Origin of the sequence: Lelliottia sp. 7254-16 (assembly GCF_002922995.1) — a bacterium.
In the GTDB taxonomy this organism is placed as follows: Bacteria; Pseudomonadota; Gammaproteobacteria; order Enterobacterales; family Enterobacteriaceae; genus Enterobacter; species Enterobacter jeotgali.
Genome location: NZ_PQVS01000004.1, coordinates 233,373 through 253,176, shown reverse-complemented (window position 1 = coordinate 253,176; position 19,804 = coordinate 233,373). Strand labels below are relative to the sequence as shown.

Genomic DNA, 19,804 nt, shown 5'->3' with positions numbered 1-19,804 from the left:
ACGCAATGTCTTTATTATCCTTGATCGTTTTGCATTAGCAAACCGGAACCGCACAGAGCGTGAATTCGCCCCCGGAAGAGGGCGAAGGGAAGGGTTAGCGTGTGGCCTGAACCGGTGCGAGACGGGCGGGAGGAGCAAAGAAAACGTCACCAAACAGGGCGCTGGAGACTTTGCGCGCGCCCAGGCCAAACAGCGTACACACCAGCAGGCTGATGAACGGGTAGACCAGAATCAGGCTCAGCTCGGCCCACACCGGCCAGGTCCCGGCGTTGAGTTGACCAATCAGGAACAGGCTAAACATTTCAATTAAAATGCGATGGGTGGTGTAAATCGCAATGGTATTCGAGCCGACGACGTTCAGCAGATTGCTCGGATGGACGGCATAACGCTGCTCGACGCTGTAAAAGAGTTTCATGATCAGCAGAATCGACAGAAGCGACAGCAACAGGGGAACATTGGCAAACCACAGCACCACCGAGACCGCGCCAAATGCAACAATCGGCAGCCAGGTGCGGCGCATTGTCATCCCTTTCATCCACTCCATCAGCTGCGCGCCGTACCAGGCCCCAAGGCTGTAGTAGATCATATTGCGCACCACACTGTTCATCCCCCACCACGGCAGCGGCAGGAAATTAATCGCCAAGCTCGCCAGGGCCATGAACGCCAGAACCGGCAATTTCCAGCGGCTGAGCAGTTTGCACAGGATGAAATAGACAATCAGCGCATAGAGATACCACAGGCTGGTGCTGGCGGTGAGCATGGCACGCATAAATTCGCCGATCGAACCTGCGTATGCGGCGTTGGAAGAGGTGGCTAATTCACGCTCCGGCGCAAGCCAGGCGTTAATGTGGCTCAGCGCTTGCCACTGCAACACGCCCCACAGCGCCAGCACCCAGACGATACTCCAGATTCGCTTATCCAGGCTGATTCGCCAGCCTACTTCATCGATATAACGACGAATAAGATAGCCCGAAATAAAGAAAAACACCGGCATACGAAACGGTGCGAGATAGAGATTAAAATAGACCCAGCATTTGGCGAGCAGACCGGACAGCGGGTGTTGTAGCCCGTTCAGGTGAGGATAAAAGGTGATCACCGAGTGGTAAATCACCACCAGGCAGATACACAGCCCCTTTATCTGATTAATCCATAATGCTTTTTGTTTCATCGGTCTTCGAACCTTGTTTTGCCATAAAAGAAGCCGTTAATCCTGGGCGAAGGGGCCAGAGATGTAACGGGTAACAGTCTGTATCAGGACGATTTTCAGAAAAGGTGGAGAATGGCGCGTCTCTCGGGAATATTGATTCGTGAAGTAGCGTGATGATTTCTCAGACTTTTTCGCCAGAATCATTACCAAAGCTTACGGTTTCAGTCATTTACGCTTAACGGATTCGCTTATATACTCGTGGGTCTGCTATCAGCAACCAGACGGATTTCATGTATCAACCTGTCGCACTCTTCATAGGCTTACGCTACATGCGTGGGCGCGCCGCGGACCGCTTCGGTCGCTTTGTCTCCTGGCTTTCCACTATTGGCATTACGCTTGGCGTGATGGCGCTGGTGACGGTTCTTTCCGTGATGAATGGCTTTGAGCGCGAGCTGCAAAATAACATTCTGGGGCTGATGCCACAGGCGGTTCTCTCTTCGTCTAATGGCTCGATCAACCCGCAACAGCTGCCGGAAAGCGCGGTTAAGTTACAGGGCGTGAGCCGCATTGCGCCGCTGACCACCGGTGACGTGGTGCTGCAAAGCGCGCGCAGCGTGTCGGTGGGCGTGATGCTGGGTATCGATCCGGCGCAAAAAGACCCTCTCACACCCTATCTGACCAACGTCAAACAGACCGATCTTGAACCCGGCAAATACAACGTGATTCTCGGCGAACAGCTTGCCAGCCAGCTGGGCGTCAACCGTGGCGATCAGCTGCGCGTGATGGTGCCCTCTGCCAGTCAGTTCACGCCGATGGGCCGCTTGCCGAGCCAGCGTTTGTTCAACGTTATCGGTACTTTCGCCGCCAATAGCGAAGTCGACGGCTATCAAATGCTGGTCAATATTCAGGACGCTTCGCGCCTGATGCGCTATCCGCTGGGCAACATCAGCGGCTGGCGTTTGTGGCTCAATGAACCGCTGAAAGTGGATACCCTGAGCCAGCAAAAACTGCCGGAAGGCACCAAATGGACGGACTGGCGTGACCGCAAAGGCGAGCTGTTCCAGGCCGTGCGTATGGAAAAGAACATGATGGGGCTGCTGCTGAGCCTGATCGTTGCCGTCGCCGCGTTTAACATCATCACGTCTCTTGGCCTGATGGTGATGGAAAAACAGGGCGAAGTGGCGATCCTGCAAACTCAGGGGCTGACGCCGCGCCAGATTATGGCGGTGTTTATGGTTCAGGGGGCGAGCGCCGGGATTATCGGTGCGCTGCTCGGTGCCGTGCTGGGCGCATTACTTGCCAGCCAGCTCAATAATTTAATGCCGATAATCGGTATTCTGCTCGATGGTGCCGCGCTGCCGGTGGCAATCGAGCCATTGCAGGTAGTGGGTATTGCGCTGGTCGCAATGGCCATCGCGCTGCTCTCTACGCTTTATCCTTCCTGGCGCGCCGCCGCCACTCAACCCGCTGAGGCTTTACGTTATGAATAAGATCCTGTTGCAATGCGACAACCTGTCCAAACGCTATCAGGAAGGCACTGTGCAGACTGATGTGCTGCATGAGGTCACTTTCAGCGTGGGCGAAGGCGAAATGATGGCGATTGTCGGCAGCTCCGGCTCGGGCAAAAGTACCTTGCTGCACCTGCTGGGCGGGCTGGATACGCCCACGTCTGGCGATGTGATTTTCTCGGGCCAGCCGATGAGCAAAATGTCGTCGACGGCAAAAGCCGATCTGCGTAACCAGTCGCTGGGCTTTATCTACCAGTTCCACCACTTACTGCCTGATTTCACCGCGCTGGAAAACGTCGCCATGCCGCTGCTGATTGGCAAAAAGAAACCGGCAGAGATCAACACCCGTGCCAGCGATATGCTGAAAGCCGTTGGCCTGGGGCATCGTGCGAATCATCGCCCGTCTGAACTCTCTGGCGGCGAACGTCAGCGTGTGGCAATTGCCCGTGCGCTGGTGAATAACCCGCGTCTGGTGCTGGCCGATGAACCGACCGGTAACCTCGATGCGCGTAACGCAGACAGTATTTTCGAATTGCTGGGTGAACTTAACGCCTCTCAGGGAACCGCGTTCCTGGTGGTGACCCACGATCTGCAGCTGGCGCGTCGCATGAGCCGCCAACTGGAGATGCGTGACGGTCGTCTGACGGCGGAACTGACCCTGATGGGAGCCGAGTAATGGCTTCATCGTTATCCTTATTGATCGGTACACGTTTTAGCCGTGGTCGCCGTCGCGGCGGCATGGTGTCGCTGATTTCGGTGATCTCCACCGTGGGTATCGCGCTGGGTGTGGCGGTGCTGATTGTCGGCTTAAGTGCGATGAACGGTTTTGAACGCGAGCTGAATAACCGCATTCTGGCAGTGGTTCCGCACGGCGAAATTGAGCCGGTGAATCAGCCGTGGACCAACTGGAGCGAGGCCCTCACTAAAGTCGAAAAAGTGCCGGGCATTGCTGCCGCAGCGCCGTACATCAACTTCACCGGGCTGGTGGAGAGCGGAGCGAATTTGCGTGCTATTCAGGTCAAAGGCGTGAATCCAGAACAGGAAGCGCGTTTGAGCGCTCTGCCACAATTTGTGCAGAACGGCGCGTGGGCGAACTTTAAAGCCGGTGAACAGCAGATTATTATCGGCAAAGGCGTTGCCGATGCGCTGAAGGTCAAGCAGGGCGACTGGGTATCAATCATGATCCCGAACGCCAGTGCCGACCATAAGCTCCAGCAACCGAAGCGCGTGCGTTTGCACGTCACCGGTATTTTGCAGCTGAGCGGTCAACTCGACCACAGTTTTGCGATGGTGCCGCTGGACGATGCGCGTCAGTATCTGGATATGGGCGAAAGCGTCACCGGCATTGCCATCAAGGTGAACGACGTCTTTAACGCCAACAAACTGGTGCGTGATGCGGGCGGTGTGACCAACAGCTATGTCTATATCAAGAGCTGGATTGGCACCTACGGCTACATGTATCGCGATATTCAGATGATCCGCGCCATTATGTATCTGGCGATGGTGCTGGTAATAGGCGTGGCCTGTTTTAACATCGTTTCGACGCTGGTCATGGCGGTCAAAGACAAGAGCAGCGACATTGCCGTACTGCGTACTCTGGGTGCGAAAGACGGTCTTATTCGTGCCATTTTCGTCTGGTATGGTTTGCTGGCGGGACTGTTCGGCAGCCTGTGCGGCGTGGTGATTGGCGTGGTGGTTTCTCTACAGTTAACGCCCATTATCAACGGGATTGAAAAGCTGATCGGGCATCAGTTCCTGTCCGGTGATATCTATTTTATTGACTTCCTGCCGTCTGAGTTGCACTGGCTGGACGTTATTTATGTGCTGGTTACAGCACTTTTACTGAGTCTGCTGGCAAGCTGGTATCCGGCGCGTCGCGCAAGCCGAATTGATCCGGCGAGGGTGCTAAGTGGCCAGTAATTACGTCATGATTTAGCGGTTTTAGGGCCGCCAAATCAGAAAGAGGAATGCGTTATGTATTATGGATTTGATATTGGTGGCACCAAAATTGCGCTCGGCGTCTTTGATGAACAGCTCAAACTGCAGTGGGAAACCCGCGTTCCCACGCCGCGCGAGAGCTACGACGAATTTTTAAACGCGGTCGCCGCCCTGGTGACCGAAGCCGATACCCGTTTTGGCGTGAAAGGCTCCGTGGGGATCGGCATTCCTGGGATGCCGGAAACCGACGACGGCACGCTGTACGCGGCCAACGTTCCCGCCGCCAGCGGCAAACCGCTGCGCGCCGACCTCTCTGCTCGCCTTGACCGCGACGTGCGTCTCGACAACGATGCCAACTGTTTTGCTCTCTCCGAAGCCTGGGATGACGAGTTTCGTCAGTATCCTTTAGTTATGGGACTGATTCTGGGTACCGGCGTCGGCGGCGGGATTATCATTAACGGCAAGCCGATTACCGGGCGCAGCTATATCACCGGCGAGTTCGGTCATATTCGCCTGCCGGTGGATGCACTCGAGGTGGTCGGGCGTGATTTTCCCCTGACACGCTGCGGCTGCGGACAGCATGGCTGTATTGAGAATTATCTTTCCGGTCGCGGGTTTGCATGGCTTTACGAACACTTCTATCATCAGAAACGTGAGGCCCCAGAAATCATCACCTTGTGGGAGCAGGGCGATGAACAGGCCCGTGAACACGTTGAGCGCTATCTCGATCTGCTGGCGGTGTGTCTGGGCAATATTCTGACCATCGTCGATCCCGATCTGCTGGTGATTGGCGGCGGATTATCCAACTTCTCGGCGATCACCGAGCATCTGTCCGGGCGACTGCCTCGTCATTTGCTGCCGGTCGCCCGCGTACCGCGTATCGAACGTGCGCGTCATGGGGATGCCGGAGGCATGCGCGGTGCGGCATTCCTTCATCTCACCCGCTAGTTATACGAGGTTTTTATGCTGTCGCGTCGGTTAGGTCGACTGAGCCGTTTTCGCAAAACTAAACGCCGCCTGCGTGAGCGCTTGCGCCAGCGGATTTTTTTCAGAGACAGGGTGATGCCAGAAGGTATGGAAAAGCCAAGAGTCGTAGTGTTGACCGGGGCGGGGATCTCCGCCGAGTCCGGAATTCGGACTTTCCGCGCCACTGACGGACTGTGGGAAGAACACCGTGTAGAAGACGTGGCGACGCCGGAAGGTTTCGCCCGTAATCCTGAGCTGGTGCAAACTTTCTATAACGACCGCCGCCGACAGCTTCAGTCGCCGGAGATTGCGCCCAATGCGGCGCATCTGGCACTGGCGAAGCTCGAAGAGGCATTAGGCGACCGCTTTCTGCTGGTGACGCAGAACATCGACAACCTGCATGAACGCGCCGGGAATCACAACATCATCCACATGCACGGCGAACTGCTGAAAGTGCGCTGCGCGTGGAGCGGGCAGGTGCTTGACTGGACCGGCGATATCACCCCGGACGATAAGTGCCACTGCTGCCAGTTCCCGTCCCCTCTGCGTCCGCACGTGGTGTGGTTCGGCGAAATGCCGCTCGGCATGGACGAGATCTACAGCGCGCTGGCGATGGCCGATGTGTTTATCGCGATTGGTACCTCCGGGCATGTCTATCCGGCGGCGGGTTTTGTCCATGAGGCGCGCCTGCACGGTGCGCATACGGTGGAACTGAATCTGGAACCGAGCCAGGTGGGCAGCGAGTTTGAAGAGAAGCAGTATGGTCTGGCGAGCGTGGTGGTGCCAGATTTTGTCGAGAAGTTGTTGAAGGGATTGTAAGAGCGGTTTCTCGCTCTTGTAGGCCCGGTAAACGTAGCGCCACCTGGCATTATTCAGCCCGCACAGTCGTTTTTTGCCGGGTGGCGGCTTCGCCTTACCCGGCCTACTTGACGTTAGCGACCCGCTTTCAGGTGCCAGATTGAAGGGATTGTAAGGCGGTTTCTCGCTCTTGTAGGCCCGGTAAGCGTAGCGCCACCGGGCATTATTCAACCCGCACAGTCGTTTTTTGCCGGGTGGCGGCTTCGCCTTACCCGGCCTACTTGACGTTAGCGACCCGCTTTCAACTTCTGATAATAATCTTCATAAATGCGGCTCGCGTCGCCCACGTCGTTTTGCCACTCGCCTTTCTTGACCGTTTCTGCATCCGGATACAGTGACTTATCGTTCGCCACTTCCGGGCTCAGCAACTTGCGGGCCGCCAGGTTTGGCGTGGGATAACCGATGGTTTCGGCCACCTGTTTTGCCACTTCCGGGCGCAGCAGGAAGTTAATCAGCTTCATCGCGCCGTCGACATTTTTAGCATTTGACGGAATCGACAGGCTGTCCATCCAGAAGATCCCGCCTTCTTTCGGCCACACAACTTGCAGTGGAGTCCCCGCCTGACGCGCCACGTAGGCCGAGCCGTTCCACACCATCCCCAGATTCACTTCGCCTTCCATATACGGGTTGGCCGGGTTGTCGGAGTTAAACGCCGCCACGTTGGGCATCAGCTTTTTCAGCTCGTTATATGCCGCTTCAATCTCTTTTGGATCGGTGGTGTTACCGGAATAACCCAGTTTGCGCAGCGCCATCTGGAACACTTCACGCGCGTCGTCAGTCAGCAGCAGGCTGCCTTTGTACTCCGGCTTCCACAGATCGGCCCAACTGGTGACAGTTTTTGGATCGATCTCGTCGCTATTCACACCGATAGCCGTCGCGCCCCAGATGTACGGAATGGAGTAGTCATTGTTCGGGTCGAACGGCTTGTTCAGCATCTCCGGATCGAGATTATCGAAGTTGGTGAGCTTGGTTTTGTCGATCTTCTGGATCATCCCTTCTTTGCGCATTTTGTCGACAAAGTAGGTTGACGGCACTACCAAATCGTACGCGCCGTCTTTGTAGGTTTTGAGCTTGGCATACATGGTTTCATTCGACTCGTAGGTCGAATAGATCACCTTGATCCCGGTCTCTTTGGTGAACTGCTCCAGCAGGCCCGGAGGCACATACTCGGTCCAGTTGTAGAAGTAGAGCGTTTTACTGTCGTCCGCGTGCGCGGCGCTCATGCCGATTGCGAGAGCGCCTGCCGCGAGCAGGTGGCGTGACCATTTTTTCATTTTAACGTCCCCTGAGATTTAGTTGTATCACGAGCAATAAGCTGGCTGGCAATCACCATCACCAGCGATAGCACCAGCAGTATCGTCGCCAGCGCGTTCACCTCAGGCGACACGCCGACTTTCACCATCGAATAAATCTTCAACGGCAGAATTTCATAACCCGGACCGGTGACGAACGATGAGACCACCACGTCGTCCATCGACAGGGTAAAGCTCAGCAGCCATCCGGCGGCGACCGCAGGCATCGCCAGCGGCAGAATGATTTTGCGCAGGATGGTCATTTCACTCGCGCCCAGATCTTTCGCTGCTTCGAGCATCCGCACGTCAAAGCCTTTCAGACGGGAGTAAACCGTCACCACCACGAACGGCAGGCAGAAGGTGATGTGGGAAAAGAGCAGCGACCAGAAGCCAAGCTGAATGCCGAGGAGCATAAACAATACCAGCAGGGAGATCGCCATTACGATGTCAGGCGACATCATCACCACAAACAGCATCCCGCTGACAAACGGTTTACCGCGAAAACGGTAGCGATACAGCGCCACGGCGGTCAGGGAGCCAATCAGCGTGGCAAAGGTCGCGGAGACTATCGCCATCGTCAGGGAGTGCTGTGCCGCCTGCAACAGGCTATCGTTGTTCATCAGCAGGCTGTACCAGTTGGTGGTAAAGCCTTGCCAGTTAATTCCGAATCGCGAACTGTTAAACGAGTTCACGATCAGAATGATAATCGGGATGTACAGGAATGCGTAAATGGCGGACATAAAACCGCCGCGCAGCAGACGACCGATCATTCGAGATCTCCCTTCTTATTCAGCCAGCGGGAGGCACGCCAGTAAACGAGCAGCATCAGGCCCATTACCACCGTTAGCGTTATGCTGGTGGCGGAGCCAAACGGCCAGTCGCGAATGTTCAGGAACTGGCTCTTAATCACGTTGCCGATCAGCAGGTTTTTTGCACCACCCATCAGATCCGAGACGTAGAACAGCCCCATCGCCGGGAGCATCACCAGCAGACAACCGGCAATAATGCCCGGCATGGTCAGTGGAATAATGATCCGCAGGAAGGTTTGCAGCTTGCTGGCACCGAGATCGCGCGCCGCTTCGAGCAGCGGTTTATCGAGCTTTTCGATGCTCGAATAGAGCGGCATCACCATAAACGGCAGCAGAATATAGACCAGGCCGATAATCACCGCGCTCGGGGTGAACATGATACGAATCGGTGTATCAATCACCCCCACCCAGAGCAAAAACTCGTTCAGATACCCTTTGGTGCTGAGGAAAATCTTCAGGCCATAGATGCGGATCAGCGAGTTGGTCCAGAAGGGAACAATCAGCAGAAACAGCAGCAGCGGGCGGATTTTTTGCGGCAGCCGCGCCAGAAACCAGGCGAAGGGATAGCCCAGCACCAGGCAGGCGAGCGTGGCAATCAGCGCCATGTTGAGGGAGTGCAGCAGGACCTCGAAGTAGAGCGGGTCCAGCAGGCGCGCGTAGTTATCCAGCGTAAAGACCAGGCTGACGAAGTTCGTATCGTCGCGGGTCAGAAAACTGGTGACAATGATCATCAGGTTGGGCAGAAAAACAAACAACACAAGCCAACCCACGATCGTGGCGATCACCGCGTTCTGGAATTTACTGGTGTTCTTCATCGGCCAGCACAACCTCCCAGCTTTCTACCCAATTAACGACCATTTTCTGATCGAGCGGATGGTCAAAGTCGGGGTCATCCTCGTTAAAGAACTCACTGACCATCACCATTTTGCCGTTTTCCAGCTCAACTACGGATTCAAGCGTCATACCTTTGTAGTTACGCTCGCGGATGTAGCCGATCAGGCCTTCCGCGTCGGTGGTATCGTGAATTTCATCGACGCGAAGATCTTCCGGGCGCAGCATCACGTTCAGCTTCTGACCTTTCTCGACGGCAAAATTGACGTAAATGTTGCACTCGCGGCCTTCCACGCTGGCACGCACGCGCTGCTCGTCGAGACGCTCAATCACCGTGGCATCAAAGATATTGATCTCGCCAATGAAACTGGCGACAAACAGGTTTTTCGGCTCTTCGTAGATTTCGCGCGGCGTGCCGTCCTGCTCAATTTTGCCGTCGCGCATCACTACGATACGGTCCGACATGGTCAGGGCTTCTTCCTGATCGTGCGTAACGAATACAAAGGTAATGCCAAGCTTACGCTGCAGTGCTTTCAGCTCGTTCTGCATCTGCTTGCGCAGCTTGTAGTCGAGCGCGGAGAGGGACTCATCCAGCAGCAGCAGGCGCGGTTTATTGACCACTGCACGGGCAATCGCCACACGCTGTTGCTGGCCACCGGAGAGCTGATGCGGTTTACGCTGGGCGAACTCGTCGAGCTGAACCATTCGCAGGGCATCGTTCACACGCGGGGTGATTTGATCGGCAGGTGTTTTTTGCATGCGCAGGCCGAATGCCACGTTTTCGAACACGGTCATGTGCGGAAACAGGGCGTAGCTCTGAAAGACGGTATTAACGTGACGATGTTCGGCGGGAACATCGGTGATGTTCTGATTTTCAAGATGAATTTGGCCGTTGTCGACGTTTTCCAGTCCGGCAATCAGGCGCAGAACGGTTGTCTTGCCGCAGCCAGAAGGGCCAAGCAGCGTGAGAAACTCACCGTTATTGATAGTCAGGTTAAGATCGTCAATGACGGTTTTACCATCGAAACTTTTGCTGATCCCCGACAGAAGAACCAGCGGTGACAGTGTTCCTGGTTGTGTATTCAATTTTTGGCGCTGTCCCATATAAACGCGTCGGTGGGTTTACCGACTGCGGGGTTTGTGTGTAACCACCTTGGTGACTCTTAATGAGGGCGGTCATTCTACGGCAAACCACTGAAATCACCAATCCTTGTGACTGATTGATAAGCTACATTTATTAACGAATCACGACAAAATCGAAAATATTCTCGTTTACGGGATAAAAGTGACCTGACGCAATATTTGGGATTTGATGCTTCCTGATAATGTTGTCACAAAAAGTGAGGGTGACTGCATGGAAAAATTACTTGAGCGTTTTTTACAGTACGTTTCGCTGGATACCCAATCTAAAGCGGGTGTCAGACAGGTGCCGAGCACCGAGGGCCAGTGGAAGCTTTTAAACCTGCTGAAGGATCAGCTGGAGGAGCTCGGCCTGGTCAACGTGACCTTGAGCGAGAAGGGCACGGTGATGGGGACGCTGCCGTCGAATGTCAAAGGTTCGGTTCCGGCGATTGGATTCATTTCTCACGTTGATACCTCACCTGATTTTAGCGGTAAGAACGTCAACCCGCAGATTGTTGAAAATTACCGTGGTGGCGATATCGCGCTGGGTATTGGCGACGAGGTGCTCTCGCCGGTGATGTTCCCGGTGCTGCATCAGCTTCTGGGCCAGACCATTATCACCACCGACGGCAAAACGCTGCTGGGCGCGGATGATAAAGCCGGTGTGGCGGAGATCATGACCGCCCTGGCGGTGCTGAAAGGCAAAAACATTCCGCACGGGGATATCCGCGTCGCCTTTACGCCGGATGAAGAGGTGGGCAAAGGGGCGAAGCATTTCGACGTCGAAGCGTTCGATGCGAAGTGGGCTTACACCGTTGACGGCGGTGGCGTGGGGGAGCTGGAGTTTGAAAACTTTAACGCAGCTTCTGTGACCATCAAAATCGTTGGTAATAATGTCCATCCCGGTTCGGCAAAAGGGGTGATGGTCAACGCCCTGTCGCTGGCTTCGCGGATTCATGCGGAAGTGCCCGCCGAAGAAAGCCCAGAGCAGACTGAAGGCTATGAAGGTTTTTACCATCTCACCAGCATCAAAGGCACGGTGGACAGTGCGCAGATGCACTACATCGTTCGCGATTTTGACCGTAAAGCCTTTGAAGCGCGTAAGCGTAAGATGATGGAAATCGCCAAAAAGGTCGGCAAAGGGCTGCACCCGGATTGCTACATTGAGCTGATCATCGAGGACAGCTACTACAACATGCGCGAGAAAGTGGTGGAGCATCCGCACATTCTCGATATCGCCCAGCAGGCGATGCGCGATTGCGACATCGAACCCCAGCTCAAACCGATTCGCGGCGGCACCGACGGCTCGCAGCTCTCGTTCATGGGACTGCCATGCCCGAATCTGTTTACCGGTGGCTATAACTACCACGGTAAGCACGAGTTTGTGACGCTGGAAGGGATGGAGAAAGCGGTGAAAGTGATTGTGCGGATTGCGGAGTTGACGGCGAAGCAGTGAAAAAAACGCCCGGTGGCGCTGCGCTTACCGGGCCTACAAAACCCGAACCGTAGGTCGGGTAAGGCGAAGCCGCCACCCGACACCCGAAAAGGATTTCCCATGTCAAATTACCGCCGAAACTACATCCCCGGTGGAACCTGGTTTTTCACCGTCAATCTGCAAAACCGCCAGAGCGATCTGCTCACCCGCCATATCGACCCTCTACGCGCCGCAATCAAAACCGTCAAACGCACAAAACCCTTCACCATCAACGCCTGGGTGGTGCTCCCCGAACATATGCACTGTATCTGGACGCTCCCGGAAAACGATGATGACTATTCGGGGCGCTGGCGGGAAATCAAGAAAACCTTTACCCGCGCGATTGAAATGCGTTACGTGTGGCAACCGCGTTTTTGGGAACATACGATTCGTAATGAACAAGATTACCGGCGGCATATGGATTACGTGTATATCAATCCGGTGAAACATGGGCATGTCAATCGCGTGGCGGATTGGCCGTTTTCAACGTTTCATCGGGACGTGCGTAGTAGATTGTATCCGGAAGATTGGGCGGGAGATTTGGAGGACATTGCAGCTGGGGAGCCGAAATAAAAGCCGGGTGGCGGCTACGCCTTACCCGGCCTACAAAATCTAACTCGTAGGTCGGGTAAGCGAAGCGCCACCCGACATCAACAAACCGCACCGTTTTTGTAGGTCGGGTAAGCGAAGCGCCACCCGAAACAAACAGGCAACTCAGTCCTCGAAGAACCAATACCCGCTATTCACCAGCGCCGCCAGCATGGCGAGGAATGACGGATCTTCCAGCGCATCACCGAAGGTTTCTGCATTCAGCACCAGATGGCTGGCAAGGGCTTCCAGCGCGGGACGGTGCGGGGAATCCAGTTTTTCGCCGTTGACGAAAATATCATCGCCAATGCGCAGCACGCGCAATCCACCCAGACGGACCAGCGAATCACCCTGTTGCAGGGCATCGTAAATTTCATCCGGCTGATAAGGCGGCTCGGCGGGCGCAACGTCCAGCTCGTGACGTGACTGGCTGACAAACTCGCCAAACCACTGGCGGAAATGCTCCGGCTCGTTAATCAAACCGAGCATCATTTCGCGCAGTTTATCCAGCTCCTGCGGCAGAATGTCGGCAGGATGTTCACGGGCAGGCACGTCCGGGTCGCTGTAGCGATGGCTGCCCAGCTCGCGTTGCAGAACGTAATCCGCAAATCCGCTGATCATCTCGCGACCGCTTGGCGCACGGAAGCCAACCGAATAGTTCAGCGAGTTCTCAAGAGAATAGCCTTCATGAGGGAATCCTGGCGGAATATAGAGAATATCGCCCGGCTCCATCTCTTCGTCGATGATGCCTTCGAACGGGTCAACCTGCAGCAGGTCCGGGTGCGGGCAGTGCTGTTTCATCGGCACTTTATCGCCGACGCGCCAGCGACGACGGCCAGTTCCCTGAATGATAAACACATCGTACTGGTCGAGGTGCGGGCCCACGCCACCGCCCGGAACAGAGAAGGAGATCATCAGATCGTCCATGCGCCAGTCGGGCAGGGCGCGGAACGGATGCATCAGCGCAGCGGTAGGTTCATGCCAGTGGTTAACGGCCTGAACCAGCAGCGACCAGTTGGTTTCACCGAGATGATCATAGCTTTCGAAAGGACCGTGGCTAACCTGCCATTTCCCATCCTGATGGCTCACCAGACGGCTGTCGACTTCGTTTTCCATCGCCAGTCCAGCCAGTTCATCCGGCGAGATCGGGTCGACAAAGTTGCTGATGCCGCGTTTAAGAACGACCGGGCGTTTCTGCCAGTAGCGTTCGATAAATTCGGGCCAGTTAAGTGTTAATTGATAATCCATAATTATATTTCCGCAGGCTCTTACTGACTCGGATTATAACGGAAGCGCAAGAGCCTGAGTGCGACAATCTCGCTTTTTTCACATTCCGCTCTAACTATCGTCAGATGAGGGATGCTGGCGGCCAAAAATGGCGACCATGCGCGCCCCGCCTAGCAGGCTGTCGCTGGTTTCAATTCTGCCGTTGTACTGATCGACAATCTCCTGCGCAACGGATAAACCGACACCCTGACCAGGGCGGAGCGTATCGGCGCGTTGACCGCGATCAAACACCACGTCACGCTTGTTTTGCGGGATACCGGGGCCATCGTCCTCAACGATAATTTGCAGCTCGTCATCGGTCTGGTGCGCAGAAACCTCGACAAATTCGAGGCAATATTTGCAGGCGTTATCCAGCAGATTGCCCATCACTTCCATAAAGTCATTTTTCTCACCGACAAAACTGATTTCCGGCGAAATATCGAGGCTAATGTTCACCCCTTTGCGTTGATAGACTTTATTCAGCGCTGAGGTCAGGCTATCCAGCAGCGGGGCGACGGGGTGCAGTTCACGGCTTAACAACGGGCTGCCGGAGCGCATACTGGCGCGGTGGAGATAATAGCCAATCTGCTGGGAGATACGGCTGATTTGCTCCAGCATTACCGGCTCGGCGTCGTCGACGCTGAGCTTCGAGCTGCGCATCGATCGCAACGTGCTTTGCATCACCGCGAGCGGCGTCTTCAGACTGTGCGTCAGATCGGTCAGGGTGGTACGATATTTATCGTAACGTTCGCGCTCGCTTTTCAGCAGGCGGTTGAGATTTCGTACCAGGCTGGTGAGTTCGCGCGTGGTTTGCGAATTGAGCTTATCCCGGTTGTGTTCTTCGAGCTCGCGGACCTCTTTCGCCAGCGATTCGATAGGACGCAGGCTCCACCAGGCAGCGACCCACAGCAGCGGGATAACCAACAGCAGGTTGGCAGCCAGAACATATACGAACCAGCTCCAGACCATGTAGGAACGTTTAAGCTCTACCGGAATGGTGTCGATGACTACGATGGTGAGCTGCGGCATATCAATGGTCGCCGGGTAGAGATTAATCGCTACCGAGTGCGTCATCTCTGTATTGTCGTCATCCTCACGAATTTCAGCGAGTTCGCGCTGCATGGACTCATCGTTGCCCAGCAGTGAACTGGTCGCATTCAGATCGGCTTCAATTTCGTGGAATCCGTTAGTTTTAAGCCACTCCGGACGAATGCTTTTTTCCACCCACGGCACATGGCGCTGCGCCCACAGCAACTGACCTTTTTCATCATAAATCAGTGCCATCGTCGGGCTTTGCCGGTTGAGATTTTCCGGCATTTCCACGCTGATTCGATTATTTTCCCATTTAGCCAGGGTGTAGAAGAGATTGCTCTCGCCGCGCAGCAGACGGAATGTGGTCTTGTCGAAGCTGACGCTATACCCGACCAGCGCCACCATGCCGTAAGCGAGAGACAGGATCAGCACCACGGCAGCGGTGGCCAGTAAAAAGCGGACCCGCAGCGACAGCGGCAAAAAGTGGCGAAGGATTTTTTTCATTTAGCGTAATTCAAACAGGTATCCCTGACCCCTCACCGTGGTGATGACGTCTTGTGGGTATTGTGCCTGGATTTTTTTACGTAAGCGGCCCATCAGCACATCAATGGTGTGGCTCTCGCGCAGTTCGGCATCGGGATAAAGCTGGAGCATTAAGGAATCTTTACTCACCACTTTGCCGCTGTTGCGGATCAGCGTTTCCATAATGGTGTATTCAAACGCCGTCAGCTTGATAACTTCGTCGTTGATCGAGAATTCACGACGCGAGAGATCCACCTGGAATGGCGGAAGGGAGATAACCTGGGACGCCAGACCGCTGTTACGGCGCATCAACGCCTGCATACGGGCGGCCACTTCTTCGATATGGAACGGTTTGGTGACGTAATCATCAGCGCCTGCGCTGAGCACTTCAACTTTGTCCTGCCAGCCTTCACGGGCAGTTAGAACCAGCACCGGAAGAGAGACATCGTGGCTGCGCCAGCGGCGGATCAACGATAAACCGTCTTCATCCGGCAGCCCCAGATCGACGATGGCGATATCGGGCAGGTGTTCATTGAGATAATAATCTGCCTCTTTTGCGTCTTCCGCGTCATCCACCTGATGCCCCATTTCCTGAAGCTGCACTTTCAGGTGATGACGTAGCAATGCATTATCCTCAACAACCAGTACGCGCATCATCTCTTCTCCCTAACATGAATGGTATGAATAGTTTAACGTGATTATGTTGTTACGGGGATAAACATTGCGTAAACCGCAGAGGAAGGAACCCTCTTTCCGGGCGGAAAGAGGGTAAAGGCAATTACTTCAGCTCATCAACCATTTTAATGGCGCGACCGATGTAGTTCGCCGGTGTCATTGCTTTCAGGCGCGTTTTCTCGTCTTCTGGCACGTCCAGACCGTCGATAAACTGTTTCATGCCTTCAGCGTCCACGCGTTTGCCGCGCGTCAGCTCTTTCAGTTTTTCGTATGGCTTTTCAATGCCGTAACGACGCATCACGGTCTGGATTGGCTCGGCCAATACTTCCCAGTTGTGATCCAGTTCGTCCAGCAGACGATCGCGGTTCACTTCCAGTTTGCTCACGCCTTTCAGGGTGGACTGATACGCAATCAGCGCATAGCCGATACCCACGCCGAGGTTACGCAGGACGGTGGAGTCCGTCAGGTCACGCTGCCAGCGGGAAACCGGCAGTTTGCTCGCCATGTGTTGCAGCAGGGCGTTCGCCAGACCCAGGTTGCCTTCGGAGTTTTCGAAGTCAATCGGATTCACTTTATGCGGCATGGTGGACGAGCCGATCTCACCGGCGATAGTTTTCTGCTTGAAGTGGTTCAGAGCCACGTAGCCCCACACGTCGCGGTCGAAATCGATCAGGATGGTGTTGAAACGCGCGATGCAGTCAAACAGCTCGGCGATGTAATCGTGCGGCTCGATCTGAGTGGTGTACGGGTTCCACTGAATTCCCAGAGAGGTCACGAACTCTTCGCTGAACTGATGCCAGTCCACTTCCGGATACGCCGCGATGTGGGCATTGTAGTTCCCGACTGCGCCGTTGATTTTACCGAGGATCTCAACCTGCTCCAGCTGGCGATACTGACGCTCCATACGGTACGCCACGTTCGCCATCTCTTTGCCCATCGTGGACGGTGTGGCTGGCTGGCCATGAGTACGGGAAAGCAGCGGGATATCACGGTATTGCACGGCCAGGTCTTTCACCGCGTCGATGATTTTGCGCCAGTAAGGCAGCACCACGTCCTGACGCGCAGTCGACAGCATCAGGGCATGAGACAGGTTGTTGATATCTTCAGACGTACAGGCAAAGTGGATGAACTCAGACACCGCGTGCAGCGCCGGTACGCTCTCTACTTTCTCTTTCAGGAAGTATTCAACCGCTTTCACATCGTGGTTGGTGGTGCGCTCAATGGTTTTGATACGCGCCGCGTCGTCTTCGCTGAACTCCGCGACGATTTTATCAAGGTAATCGTTTGCCTGGGCGTCAAAAGCAGGAACTTCCTTGATTGCTGCCTGGGTAGCTAACTTTTGCAGCCAGCGCACTTCAACCTGTACACGGAACTTCAGCAGACCATATTCGCTGAAGATCCCGCGCAGCGCGCTGACTTTATCGCCGTAACGTCCATCGACAGGGGAAACGGCGGTCAGTGAGGATAATTCCATAATTCGCAACTCCGGGAGGTTAACAATGAGCAAGAATTTGTTTTGCCTGAGTCGTCAGGCGATTACGAGAGAACATTAACTGCAGTCGGCCACCGCCAACCTGATGCCACAGCACGGCGGCACGAATCCCGGCCAGCAGCGAGGCGCGGACTTTTGCCTGTACCTGTGGGCTTTGCAGCACGGCAGGGGAGCCGGTCACCTGAATGCGTGGACCGAGCGGGCTGATGACATCGACGTAAATCGCGGCCATCGCACTCATCAGGGTTTCGGACTGCAAATCAAAATGGTCAAGCTGACGCTGTAAACCGTCAATACGGTTGCCGAGCGTGTCCATCGCGCCTTTTGCGCCGCTCAGCTTACGCTCCAGCACCATCAGGCTTAAGGTGTAACGGGTCAGTTCTGCGTTCAGTCCCTGACGGTTGCTGGCATTCAGCACGCCGAGCAGGGTTTCAAGGCCGAGGCGAAGATTGGTTTCGCTGCCACCGAACACCCCAAGCGTCGAGCCTGGGTTAAGATCGATAACGCTGTTGAGCGAAACGTGCAGCGCATCAGCGTCGCAATGACCCTGATGTGCCAGCTGTTGCACCAGACGGGCGGACTGGCAAATGCCGGCCAGCGCCAGGGTGATGTCATAATAATTCTTCGCCACACGTGCTCCTTTTGGTGTGCAAACTGTTTATTCGGCCAGCGGCAGACGCTGTTCAATGATCCCGCCGCCGAGGCAAATTTCGCCGCTGTAGAAGACAGCGGACTGGCCAGGCGTGACGGCAGAAACCGGCTCGTCGAAACGCACTTCGATACGTTCGTCATCAATGGCGGTGACAGTGCAAGGGATATCAGTCTGACGATAGCGGGTTTTCACCGTGCAGCGCAGGGTGCCGGTAAACGGTTCACGATCGACCCAGTGCAGCTGCTGAGCGATAAGCCCGACGGACATCAAACGCGGATGCTCGTGGCCCTGAGCCACCACCAGAATATTGTTTTCGACATCTTTATCGACCACGTACCACGGCTCTTCGCTGCCTTCTTTGGTGCCGCCAATGCCCAGACCTTTACGCTGGCCGAGGGTGTGGTACATCAGGCCCTGATGCTCGCCGACGTCATCGCCGTCAACGGTGATAATTTTGCCCGGTTGAGCAGGGAGGTAGCGCCCCAGAAATTCGCGGAATTTGCGCTCGCCGATAAAGCAGATGCCGGTGGAGTCTTTTTTCTTCGCGGTGATCAGATCCAGTTCTTCGGCGATTTTACGCACTTCTGGTTTTTCCAGCTCACCGACCGGGAACAGGCTTTGTGCAATCTGTTCGTGACCGAGGGTGTAGAGGAAATAGCTCTGATCTTTATTGCCGTCGAGACCGCGCAGCAGCTGGCTTTTGCCATCGACATCCGCGCGGCGCACGTAGTGACCGGTCGCGATGTAATCTGCGCCCAGGTCTTCAGCGGCGAATTCGAGGAAGGCTTTGAATTTGATCTCTTTGTTGCAGAGGATATCCGGGTTTGGGGTGCGGCCCGCTTTGTACTCTTCCAGGAAGAGTTCGAACACGTTGTCCCAGTACTCGGCAGCAAAGTTAACGGTATGCAGTTCAATGCCGAGTTTGTCGCACACGGCCTGCGCATCTGCAAGATCCGCCGCCGCCGTACAGTATTCCTCGCCATCGTCTTCCTCCCAGTTCTTCATGAACAGGCCTTCCACCTTGTAGCCCTGTTGTTGCAACAGGTACGCGGAAACGGAGGAATCGACACCGCCGGACATGCCGACGATCACTTTTTTCTGGCTGTTATCTGACATGGAATACTCACGACATTGAACTTAAAGGCGGCGTATTCTATCACGCGCCCCCCGCGTTGGCACCCTCTGTAAACGGCCAGTTAAATTCCGCGATCACCTCAAGCGGCAGGCGGCTACCGGACTGATAGCAGCGAATGCTTTCGGCAACCAGCGGTGAGCGCAGGTTTGGCGCGTTCAGGATCTCCTCTGCCGTCACCCACAGGCAACGGTCGATATCGTCGTCATGCGGCTCAGTGGCGCACATTTCGTTAAGTTCGACCACAAACAGAAAGCGTAAAAACGGCGTGCGATCGGGCGCGATCCACTGGTGCAGTCGCACAAAATGCTGCGGTTCGGCGTGAATACCGGTCTCTTCCCACAGCTCGCGACGCGCGGCCTGAACCAGCGTTTCGTCGGCTTCAAGATGACCCGCGGGCTGGTTCCACAGCGCTTTGCCGTTGATCGTCTCTTCGACGACGAGGAATTTGCCTTCGGCGTGAACCAGGGTGGCGACGGTAACGTGTGGTTTAAACATCG

The 19,804-nt window shown here is 55.2% G+C and carries 19 protein-coding genes; 7 read left to right on the top strand and 12 right to left on the bottom strand.

Translation table 11 applies throughout. The annotated features are described in order from the left end of the window. Positions 1-94: 94 nt before the first annotated feature. Positions 95-1,168 (bottom strand): acyltransferase family protein, encoded by a 1,074-nt coding sequence (locus C3708_RS08175; RefSeq protein ID WP_103948623.1) that lies wholly within the window; start codon positions 1,166-1,168, stop codon positions 95-97. Between the two features lie 269 nt (positions 1,169-1,437). On the opposite strand from C3708_RS08175, the gene lolC reads away from it, so the two are divergent. From lolC to cobB, 5 genes are read left to right on the top strand one after another with little or no spacing between them, the layout of a single operon-like run. Continuing rightward, positions 1,438-2,637 carry a lipoprotein-releasing ABC transporter permease subunit LolC gene (lolC, locus tag C3708_RS08170; protein ID WP_103947609.1) on the top strand — a complete coding sequence of 400 codons (1,200 nt, stop codon included), beginning with the start codon at positions 1,438-1,440 and terminating at the stop codon, positions 2,635-2,637. Then, positions 2,630-3,331 carry a lipoprotein-releasing ABC transporter ATP-binding protein LolD gene (lolD, locus tag C3708_RS08165; RefSeq protein ID WP_095281617.1) on the top strand — a complete coding sequence of 234 codons (702 nt, stop codon included), beginning with the start codon at positions 2,630-2,632 and terminating at the stop codon, positions 3,329-3,331. The genes lolC and lolD overlap by 8 nt, the downstream gene beginning before the upstream one ends. After that, on the top strand, positions 3,331-4,575 hold the full coding sequence (gene lolE / locus C3708_RS08160) for a lipoprotein-releasing ABC transporter permease subunit LolE (RefSeq protein WP_103948622.1): 1,245 nt from the start codon (positions 3,331-3,333) through the stop codon (positions 4,573-4,575). Before lolD ends, lolE begins: the two co-directional genes overlap by 1 nt. 54 nt (positions 4,576-4,629) lie before the next feature. Then, positions 4,630-5,541 carry an N-acetylglucosamine kinase gene (gene nagK / locus C3708_RS08155; RefSeq protein WP_095281619.1) on the top strand — a complete coding sequence of 304 codons (912 nt, stop codon included), beginning with the start codon at positions 4,630-4,632 and terminating at the stop codon, positions 5,539-5,541. A gap of 15 nt (positions 5,542-5,556) precedes the next feature. Continuing rightward, positions 5,557-6,378, top strand: a complete 822-nt coding sequence (cobB, locus tag C3708_RS08150; protein ID WP_103947606.1) for a Sir2 family NAD+-dependent deacetylase — start codon at positions 5,557-5,559, stop codon at positions 6,376-6,378. 266 nt (positions 6,379-6,644) lie between these two features. Here cobB and potD read toward each other — a convergent pair whose 3' ends face one another. Genes potD through potA form a run of 4 tightly spaced genes read right to left on the bottom strand, consistent with a single transcriptional unit; the run spans position 6,645 to position 10,453 of the window. Then, on the bottom strand, positions 6,645-7,691 hold the full coding sequence (gene potD, locus C3708_RS08145; protein WP_103947605.1) for a spermidine/putrescine ABC transporter substrate-binding protein PotD: 1,047 nt from the start codon (positions 7,689-7,691) through the stop codon (positions 6,645-6,647). Then, the gene (gene potC, locus C3708_RS08140; protein WP_103948621.1) at positions 7,688-8,479 is read right to left on the bottom strand and encodes a spermidine/putrescine ABC transporter permease PotC; all 792 of its coding nucleotides are present in this window, start codon (positions 8,477-8,479) and stop codon (positions 7,688-7,690) included. Before potC ends, potD begins: the two co-directional genes overlap by 4 nt. Beyond that, entirely contained in the window at positions 8,476-9,333 is an 858-nt protein-coding gene (potB, locus tag C3708_RS08135; RefSeq protein WP_103948620.1) for a spermidine/putrescine ABC transporter permease PotB, read from the bottom strand. Before potB ends, potC begins: the two co-directional genes overlap by 4 nt. After that, positions 9,317-10,453 (bottom strand): spermidine/putrescine ABC transporter ATP-binding protein PotA, encoded by a 1,137-nt coding sequence (gene potA / locus C3708_RS08130; protein ID WP_095281624.1) that lies wholly within the window; start codon positions 10,451-10,453, stop codon positions 9,317-9,319. Before potA ends, potB begins: the two co-directional genes overlap by 17 nt. Before the next feature lie 250 nt (positions 10,454-10,703). On the opposite strand from potA, the gene pepT reads away from it, so the two are divergent. Both pepT and C3708_RS08120 read left to right on the top strand, forming a co-directional pair. Continuing rightward, complete coding sequence (pepT, locus tag C3708_RS08125) at positions 10,704-11,927, top strand: peptidase T (RefSeq protein ID WP_095281625.1); 1,224 nt, start codon at positions 10,704-10,706, stop codon at positions 11,925-11,927. 99 nt (positions 11,928-12,026) lie between these two features. Further along, complete coding sequence (locus tag C3708_RS08120; RefSeq protein ID WP_103948619.1) at positions 12,027-12,518, top strand: transposase; 492 nt, start codon at positions 12,027-12,029, stop codon at positions 12,516-12,518. 141 nt (positions 12,519-12,659) lie between these two features. Here C3708_RS08120 and C3708_RS08115 read toward each other — a convergent pair whose 3' ends face one another. The 7 genes from C3708_RS08115 to C3708_RS08085 all read right to left on the bottom strand — a co-directional run bounded on the left by C3708_RS08115 (position 12,660) and on the right by C3708_RS08085 (position 19,802). Beyond that, positions 12,660-13,781, bottom strand: coding sequence for a cupin domain-containing protein (locus C3708_RS08115; protein ID WP_095281627.1), 1,122 nt, complete (start codon positions 13,779-13,781; stop codon positions 12,660-12,662). A 90-nt stretch (positions 13,782-13,871) separates the two neighbouring features. Next, positions 13,872-15,335, bottom strand: a complete 1,464-nt coding sequence (phoQ, locus tag C3708_RS08110; RefSeq protein WP_095281628.1) for a two-component system sensor histidine kinase PhoQ — start codon at positions 15,333-15,335, stop codon at positions 13,872-13,874. After that, the gene (gene phoP, locus C3708_RS08105; protein WP_095281629.1) at positions 15,336-16,007 is read right to left on the bottom strand and encodes a two-component system response regulator PhoP; all 672 of its coding nucleotides are present in this window, start codon (positions 16,005-16,007) and stop codon (positions 15,336-15,338) included. A 124-nt stretch (positions 16,008-16,131) separates the two neighbouring features. Beyond that, complete coding sequence (purB, locus tag C3708_RS08100) at positions 16,132-17,502, bottom strand: adenylosuccinate lyase (RefSeq protein WP_103948618.1); 1,371 nt, start codon at positions 17,500-17,502, stop codon at positions 16,132-16,134. 19 nt (positions 17,503-17,521) lie between these two features. After that, complete coding sequence (gene hflD, locus C3708_RS08095; protein ID WP_095281631.1) at positions 17,522-18,151, bottom strand: high frequency lysogenization protein HflD; 630 nt, start codon at positions 18,149-18,151, stop codon at positions 17,522-17,524. A gap of 27 nt (positions 18,152-18,178) precedes the next feature. Further along, positions 18,179-19,288: a tRNA 2-thiouridine(34) synthase MnmA gene (gene mnmA, locus C3708_RS08090; RefSeq protein ID WP_103947600.1), complete on the bottom strand. Its 1,110-nt coding sequence runs from the start codon at positions 19,286-19,288 to the stop codon at positions 18,179-18,181. A 40-nt stretch (positions 19,289-19,328) separates the two neighbouring features. Continuing rightward, positions 19,329-19,802, bottom strand: a complete 474-nt coding sequence (locus C3708_RS08085) for an NUDIX hydrolase (protein WP_095281633.1) — start codon at positions 19,800-19,802, stop codon at positions 19,329-19,331. Between the last annotated feature and the right edge of the window lie 2 nt (positions 19,803-19,804).

Bases quoted from the DNA above. Each gene is read 5' to 3' on its own strand.
- C3708_RS08115 (WP_095281627.1), bottom strand. From the start codon at position 13,781: ATGGATTATCAATTAACACTTAACTGGCCCGAATTTATCGAACGCTAC.
- lolC (WP_103947609.1), top strand. From the start codon at position 1,438: ATGTATCAACCTGTCGCACTCTTCATAGGCTTACGCTACATGCGTGGG.
- lolD (WP_095281617.1), top strand. From the start codon at position 2,630: ATGAATAAGATCCTGTTGCAATGCGACAACCTGTCCAAACGCTATCAG.
- C3708_RS08085 (WP_095281633.1), bottom strand. From the start codon at position 19,802: ATGTTTAAACCACACGTTACCGTCGCCACCCTGGTTCACGCCGAAGGC.
- potB (WP_103948620.1), bottom strand. From the start codon at position 9,333: ATGAAGAACACCAGTAAATTCCAGAACGCGGTGATCGCCACGATCGTG.
- potD (WP_103947605.1), bottom strand. From the start codon at position 7,691: ATGAAAAAATGGTCACGCCACCTGCTCGCGGCAGGCGCTCTCGCAATC.
- phoP (WP_095281629.1), bottom strand. From the start codon at position 16,007: ATGCGCGTACTGGTTGTTGAGGATAATGCATTGCTACGTCATCACCTG.
- mnmA (WP_103947600.1), bottom strand. From the start codon at position 19,288: ATGTCAGATAACAGCCAGAAAAAAGTGATCGTCGGCATGTCCGGCGGT.
- potC (WP_103948621.1), bottom strand. From the start codon at position 8,479: ATGATCGGTCGTCTGCTGCGCGGCGGTTTTATGTCCGCCATTTACGCA.
- purB (WP_103948618.1), bottom strand. From the start codon at position 17,502: ATGGAATTATCCTCACTGACCGCCGTTTCCCCTGTCGATGGACGTTAC.
- C3708_RS08175 (WP_103948623.1), bottom strand. From the start codon at position 1,168: ATGAAACAAAAAGCATTATGGATTAATCAGATAAAGGGGCTGTGTATC.
- nagK (WP_095281619.1), top strand. From the start codon at position 4,630: ATGTATTATGGATTTGATATTGGTGGCACCAAAATTGCGCTCGGCGTC.
- phoQ (WP_095281628.1), bottom strand. From the start codon at position 15,335: ATGAAAAAAATCCTTCGCCACTTTTTGCCGCTGTCGCTGCGGGTCCGC.
- cobB (WP_103947606.1), top strand. From the start codon at position 5,557: ATGCTGTCGCGTCGGTTAGGTCGACTGAGCCGTTTTCGCAAAACTAAA.
- C3708_RS08120 (WP_103948619.1), top strand. From the start codon at position 12,027: ATGTCAAATTACCGCCGAAACTACATCCCCGGTGGAACCTGGTTTTTC.
- potA (WP_095281624.1), bottom strand. From the start codon at position 10,453: ATGGGACAGCGCCAAAAATTGAATACACAACCAGGAACACTGTCACCG.
- pepT (WP_095281625.1), top strand. From the start codon at position 10,704: ATGGAAAAATTACTTGAGCGTTTTTTACAGTACGTTTCGCTGGATACC.
- lolE (WP_103948622.1), top strand. From the start codon at position 3,331: ATGGCTTCATCGTTATCCTTATTGATCGGTACACGTTTTAGCCGTGGT.